The organism is Enterobacter cloacae complex sp. IR5422, from assembly GCF_049238165.1.
Classification (GTDB): Bacteria; Pseudomonadota; Gammaproteobacteria; order Enterobacterales; family Enterobacteriaceae; genus Enterobacter; species Enterobacter roggenkampii.
On the sequence record NZ_JBMKHT010000090.1, the window covers coordinates 1 to 6,251 of the forward strand.

The following is a 6,251-nucleotide window of genomic DNA, read 5'->3' on the forward strand; positions in this document are numbered from 1 at the left end:
GCCAAAATCAGCCACGAAGAGACGATTTTGGGCTGAAAATTGGAAAATTGAGCCACAGGACGTCGATAAAGGACGGTTTGGGGCGTCATATCGGGAGCTGCGGACCACTTAATCGCAACTTCCTTAATCTACTACTGGTACAGTACTACCAGAACTATGGACTTATCAGATGATGAGGCAGTATACTTCCAACAATCATTAGTTAACTAAGAGTTAGGTACAATAATCCGAGTAATTAATATCTTATCTGATCATCTAAAGGTAGAATCACCAGATAATCCCATATAACCTTTATGGTCTATTTGTGACTTTATTAGCACCGATTAACATTAAGAAATCATTAGGAAAGATGATACTTACGTAAATGATTGAAATAAAATATTAAACCCTCTGAAAACAGGATATTGGAGACAAGTACACAATTTACATTCAAAACCTTGAAAACATGTAGATAACAGGTATGTTTATAGGTATAGCTCGCTAACTAATAAAATTTATTAACTTATTCTCATTTAGATTACTTACAATACTTCAAGACGGGGAAGTGATTGATATGAAGCAGTTTTTCATAGTGGAGCCATTAGTAGACCCAGTTTCAATGAGGTTAAGAGGGGTTGAAATATTAACTCGCTTCCAAGATCAGTATGGTAAGTTTTACCCGCCGGATACTGTCATTCAGAGCATGAGCAATGAAGAAAGATGTTTGTTACTCAGAGAGCAAGTCACTGCTATCAAAGAAAAAAATGATTTCTTCACAAAGAACAATCTGTTGTGTAGTCTTAATGTTAACAGGGATATGATTGAATGTATCAATCGCACACCTGAAGAAGATTGCCTATTAAAGGGTATGAATTATGTGCGGCTTGAAATTTCAGAGAGTCTAGCAACATGTGAACTACACACCCGTACTAAACTAATAGAAGCACTATGTACTAGATTTGGTAAGGTATGGCTGGATGATTTGGGAGCAGGATATTGTGATATAAGCATGGTTGATGCTTCTCAGTATGAATTGATTAAGATTGATCGTGAATACTTCTGGCGGGAAGCCAAGAAAGAACAGCCATTCAAAGGTTTGATACTCTATAAAAATAAATGTAATAAAATCGTCTTTGAGGGCGTAGAGACAGATGAACAACTTGAACTAGCTAGACGTTTAGAGGTATGGGGTGTACAAGGTTACTTGTTTAACTCTTGTAAATTAATCGATATTGAAAGTCTGGCACTTCGCTATGACTAATATATGACTATATAAGGCTGACAAATTAATATCTAGAATCGTTATGTGCTATAAAATTCTGCCCCTTGATAATGGTATATATGAGATATATCGCTTGAGTGAAAGCAGCGATGATTCTTTTACTCAGTTAGCCCGGACTATCCTTAGTTCACATGAGGTTTTACTAACGAATCCACAGGTGTATCCCGACATTTCATATATAGACTATATTATGTTCTACGTACCCTAGTTAAGGAAGAAAAATGAATTATAATAAATGTGACTATTCTGCTATAGAATTAGTGGATGGTGTAATCTTTCGCATGAAAGATGATATTACTGGTTTTTATAAGTTAGTTGATAATGAAAAATATTACTATTATCATTTTGAGGATGGCGTCTATACACGTACTGATGGTTTAGTAACAATAGATAAGGGTGATCTTTTTTCTAATCTACTTGAGCTGAGAGCGGAGAGTTTCATTCATATCACAGACCAAAATATAGAAATGCCTCAGAGTGAATTCCGTAGTGCTTTTTTATATTTCGATAGTTTACGAGTCAGCATTGAAAGCATTGATGGAAACATGTCAATAAAATCATTTGATTATAAAACTGATACTGAAATTCAAACTTATAATGATGTACTACAGTTCTATAATCACATCATTGATAATAAATGTGCGTATTATGGAAGACCCGACTTTGACAATGATATTCTTATCAATTCATTACGCAATATTGGCGTTCCAATCGACCAGGTTAAGGAACATCTTACAAGATTTGATATGTTTTGTAGAATGATTATTCCTGAATATCAGTATCCAATCTCACCAACAGAGATAAAACAGCTTAGCTATTAATTTTCTCAATGCCTTTACTACTTGGTAAGGGCATTGAGCTTTTGGATTAACTTTAAAAAAACTTATCGATAATCTTATATGGCTTTACTTCTATATCATACCTAAAGTACACTCATAACCTCACGCCCCCCACTATGGGTAGGTTTGTTGAAGGTGTGGGTGTGGCGTGAAGCTACCATACAACAGCCCTCAGTACTGTTACTCCCCCTTCAGTTTACATGTAAGTAAAGAAATTCTACATAAGGCCGATACTACCCATTGTGACTTAGAGGATGTTGAAACAACCTCTTGTATTCCAGATAGTTCACAAGGGTTACTAATGGGGAAAATTATTGTAGTTTTATTGGTGCTCATCGCTTTGTATTTCAAAATCTCAGGTGGAGATGTTAAGCATGAAGCACAGCACGAAGAACCGTCTACCCAGCTCACCAATCAAGAGTTACAGGACGCTAAGGATTTCGCTCAGGCTCTTATCCAGCGTGATTACACATGCGATAAAGTCACTAGGTTTAGCAATGCGAACTTCTCAGGCAGTATAGATGTATGGTGTGATGATCAATACCAGTATGAGATTACAAAGCCTGGTGGACGCTGGCAGGTAGTAGCGAAGTAATCTGAAAATTTCAGTACTAAGCCCTTTATGATGTGAATCTACAGGGCTTTTTCAATTTGTAAATGATATTATCATTCAGAACTTGCCTATAGTGAAGAGTGGTAAAATGAAAATTACTGTTGAAAATATCTCTGAGATGTTCGAGGGAACGAAAGAACTATTGATTGGTGGGCTGATCACGGCTGTCACTGGTTTGATTATTATAATTGGTCCAAATGGCAATGAATATGTAAAAGTGCCTTTGATGTTTGTTGCGATATTTCTAATTACTATAATACCTGGTTTTATCGCGATGCTTTTCTCACCATTAACAAAACTGACAGCAAAGATTTTTGATATTAAAAGTAGCAATATACTTTGCCGCCTGTTTTCATTTTTGTATTTCCTACTGTATTGGTTTGTAACGCTTTCAGTGTTCAACTTTATAATTAGAAATGTATTAAATGTACACCCAATAGAAGATGGTATGAAAATATGCTTTGCTATTGGGTGCTTTATTGTCGCAGTAGTACAAACAAGAAGATTTTACACAATACTTATTAAGTAATTGAATATGCCCCAATAACATGAACTGTCCTACTCAATGGGGCCGTCAATGTGTAGGGGCATTTTTTAGAATGGCAGTTCTTCTTGCCCACAGGACCAATCATCAGCATGTTGTTCAACCACTCGGCGTTCAGCATGTAGATAAACTAGAGCATCCAACACCTTGTTAAAGGGTGTCTCGCTAATCAGTACAAAACAATCCCTTTCAACCGTTCTCAGCCAGAACACCCCACCTACAGAACCTTCAAATATCACCCGATCACCAACTCGAATTGTTCAAGAATACTTCCCCGATAACAGACCGTGAACCAAACCCCAGCGTGTGAGAACTGATGAACACCTCTACGTATGGATGGATCGTAACCGTTCTTATTGCCCATTTCTAAGCCCTCCACTAACCGTTAGATACTGTAAATTTATACAGTGTAATACTGAAGAACAAGACGAAACGCTAAAAATTCAATAAAAACGATCATATTCAATAAGTTAAATGATTTTCTTTAGGCGAATAGTTTCTATACTAATAGATTTGAGCGATCAATAATAGAGTATAAATCGATTAAAGAGATCAATGTGATGATAATAACTAGCTTTATAGCAGAGCCGATCATGACAACTTCAGGCCAACTGGTTGGTTGTGAATTGTTAACCCGTTTCCATTGCCAGGACTTGCCTGTACTGAACAGTAAGTACTTCATCATGGCTATGGATAATGAAAGGAAGAGGGAACTACTCACACGACAACTACAGGCCATAGAATTACGTGCTTCATGGTTCAGGGATCACCGGCTTTTCTGTACCGTTAATGTTGATACCTTACAGGCACGGCTATGTGTATATGACAGTGGTATAACTCACTTACTGGATAAGCTGGAGTTTGTCAGGTTGGAGATCTCAGAAGACTTTGAAGGGTTGGAATTGGGTATAGATCATCCGGTGTTACGAACAATGTTAAACGTAGGCTATCGCTTGTTCCTTGATGATCTTGGTTCCGGTCGGGCTAACGTTGCGGCGTTAACTACTGGATGCTATGAAGCGGTAAAAATCGATAGGGCGTTCTACCGTGAGGAAGTACAGAAACCAACATTCAACGTACTGATGAAGAACATCATGAACTATTGCCCCTATGTAATCGTAGAGGGAGTAGAGCAGCGGCAAGAGCTACCAGTACTACGCGATGCTGGAGTAACTGCGGTTCAAGGCTATCTATACCGTTCAGTACCGTTCGACAAGATAACAACCTTATCTAACACCATAGTAAATACCCTATAGACAATAACTATGGGGTATACCTATGAACATCACATTACACTTCCCTCAAGGCTCTACAAGCATCATAGACGGTACTTATACAGGTTATGAGTATTCCCGTTCAGATAAGCTAATTAACGCTCATATCACGTTTGATGAATCATACAAGCTATTCATCAACCAACACCGTTTAGTACTCAGCTATAAATACATCACAGTGAATCACCAACACAGCTACACAATCGGTAGATGGGTTTATGACTGGAACACAATAGAAAATTACAAAGGCTCAGAGCGTGTACACCTCGACTATCTCCAGTGCTTGACTCAGGAATTAATACAAGATGAATCACTGAACAGTAGACCTATAGATAACTATCGAATTGCTCTATTGATCAATCAATTCAGAGAACAAAAATAACTCGACAATATGAGAACCTTTTTCATTTAGGTTCTCTTTGAACCTTAAAACACCGCGTAGATTTCGACGCACTTTGTTTTAAATATATGTGAAAAAATAATAAAGAGGCGAAACGTTATACAGATGAATAAGAACATTAGCATGAATCAGCTTGCGAAGCAGTACGGGTACAACGAATCCACAGTACGCGAATGGAAAGCACAGGGTATGCCAATTGGTGAAGGTACTGAAGAAGCTGATACACGAGCATGGATAGTACAGAATGTAATTCTACCGTTACGTAATACCGATACACGCGAACAAATAGATCAAGAACGCCTACGTAAACTAAAAGCAGAAGCGGCATTATCTGAACTTGAATTACAGGTGAAACATGGAACGGTAGTTAGTACTGAATATCTTGAACAAGTACTAACTGAATACCTATTTCAAGTTAAAACAGCAATGAGAGCTATCCCTAGTAAAACATACTTGGAACTATTCGCACAGACAGACGCAAAAGATTTACGAGATATATTAAAACAACATATTGATAGTACTTTATTCCAGCTAGGAAGCATGGAATTTGAACTACCCACGGATGAAGAAATATTAGAAGATGGAAACGAACAAGAAGAAATTAACGCAAGTACTAATGAAAGTACTGCCGACGATACAGCCACCGAAAATACAGAAAACAAGCCAATGGATCAGTAATGGTGTAGTTAAGTTTGTTGACGGGCCGAATATGGGGCTTGATTGGGTTCCGTTTTCCTTTCAACGCGAACCAATGGATATAGCACAACATAGAAGTACTAAAAAGATCATTCTTCAGTCATGTAGTCAGCTTTTAAAAACCACTGTTTTACAATCAATAGCATTTAACCTAATGGCAAATGATCCATGTAATTTTGCTTTTGGTAGTTCTTCTGAATCTGAAGTGAAGAAATTCAAGGATGGTAAATTTCTACCAGCTATTGAAACCAGTGAAGTACTAAGCCCATTAGTTACAGACAAGAATGATAAGAACGCCGCGAACAACGCGAAGCAAACACAAATGATAAACGGTACTTTTGTGTACTGGCTAAACCTCAATACACCAGGAAACCTACGCGGTATTACTTGTCGTGTAGTTCTATTGGATGAGGTGAGTAATGTTTCTATTACAGAAGAAGGTTCACCAATAAAACTAGCAGAAGCACGTACTAGTACTTTCGGTGATGATGCTCTAGGGAAGTTGCGATTAAGTGGTCCGCAGCTCCCGATATGACGCCCCAAACCGTCCTTTATCGACGTCCTGTGGCTCAATTTTCCAATTTTCAGCCCAAAATCGTCTCTTCGTGGCTGATTTTGGCCCTG

Annotated in this window: 8 protein-coding genes; all 8 read left to right on the forward strand. The window is 37.8% G+C overall.

What is annotated here, in order from left to right:
- Window positions 1–553: 553 nt before the first annotated feature.
- The 8 genes from ACOTXT_RS22055 (at window position 554) to ACOTXT_RS22090 (ending at window position 6,162) form a co-directional block, all read left to right on the forward strand.
- On the forward strand, window positions 554–1,240 hold the full coding sequence (locus ACOTXT_RS22055) for an EAL domain-containing protein (RefSeq protein ID WP_023310818.1): 687 nt from the start codon (window positions 554–556) through the stop codon (window positions 1,238–1,240).
- A gap of 242 nt (window positions 1,241–1,482) precedes the next feature.
- Window positions 1,483–2,082 (forward strand): hypothetical protein, encoded by a 600-nt coding sequence (locus ACOTXT_RS22060; RefSeq protein WP_023292987.1) that lies wholly within the window; start codon window positions 1,483–1,485, stop codon window positions 2,080–2,082.
- Between the two features lie 319 nt (window positions 2,083–2,401).
- Complete coding sequence (locus ACOTXT_RS22065) at window positions 2,402–2,695, forward strand: hypothetical protein (protein WP_421625456.1); 294 nt, start codon at window positions 2,402–2,404, stop codon at window positions 2,693–2,695.
- A 106-nt stretch (window positions 2,696–2,801) separates the two neighbouring features.
- A complete protein-coding gene (locus tag ACOTXT_RS22070; protein WP_032674392.1) occupies window positions 2,802–3,242 on the forward strand; it encodes a hypothetical protein in 441 nt (146 codons plus the stop codon).
- A gap of 575 nt (window positions 3,243–3,817) precedes the next feature.
- Window positions 3,818–4,513 carry an EAL domain-containing protein gene (locus ACOTXT_RS22075; protein WP_023292990.1) on the forward strand — a complete coding sequence of 232 codons (696 nt, stop codon included), beginning with the start codon at window positions 3,818–3,820 and terminating at the stop codon, window positions 4,511–4,513.
- Between the two features lie 22 nt (window positions 4,514–4,535).
- Entirely contained in the window at window positions 4,536–4,913 is a 378-nt protein-coding gene (locus ACOTXT_RS22080) for a hypothetical protein (RefSeq protein WP_032668108.1), read from the forward strand.
- Between the two features lie 141 nt (window positions 4,914–5,054).
- Complete coding sequence (locus tag ACOTXT_RS22085; RefSeq protein ID WP_223825757.1) at window positions 5,055–5,609, forward strand: terminase small subunit; 555 nt, start codon at window positions 5,055–5,057, stop codon at window positions 5,607–5,609.
- Entirely contained in the window at window positions 5,548–6,162 is a 615-nt protein-coding gene (locus tag ACOTXT_RS22090; RefSeq protein WP_421625457.1) for a phage terminase large subunit family protein, read from the forward strand. Before ACOTXT_RS22085 ends, ACOTXT_RS22090 begins: the two co-directional genes overlap by 62 nt.
- The last annotated feature ends 89 nt before the right edge of the window (window positions 6,163–6,251 follow it).

Coding starts and splice junctions, on each gene's coding strand:
- ACOTXT_RS22055 (WP_023310818.1), top strand. CDS start 554: ATGAAGCAGTTTTTCATAGTGGAGCCATTAGTAGACCCAGTTTCAATG.
- ACOTXT_RS22060 (WP_023292987.1), top strand. CDS start 1,483: ATGAATTATAATAAATGTGACTATTCTGCTATAGAATTAGTGGATGGT.
- ACOTXT_RS22065 (WP_421625456.1), top strand. CDS start 2,402: ATGGGGAAAATTATTGTAGTTTTATTGGTGCTCATCGCTTTGTATTTC.
- ACOTXT_RS22070 (WP_032674392.1), top strand. CDS start 2,802: ATGAAAATTACTGTTGAAAATATCTCTGAGATGTTCGAGGGAACGAAA.
- ACOTXT_RS22075 (WP_023292990.1), top strand. CDS start 3,818: ATGATAATAACTAGCTTTATAGCAGAGCCGATCATGACAACTTCAGGC.
- ACOTXT_RS22080 (WP_032668108.1), top strand. CDS start 4,536: ATGAACATCACATTACACTTCCCTCAAGGCTCTACAAGCATCATAGAC.
- ACOTXT_RS22085 (WP_223825757.1), top strand. CDS start 5,055: ATGAATCAGCTTGCGAAGCAGTACGGGTACAACGAATCCACAGTACGC.
- ACOTXT_RS22090 (WP_421625457.1), top strand. CDS start 5,548: ATGAAAGTACTGCCGACGATACAGCCACCGAAAATACAGAAAACAAGC.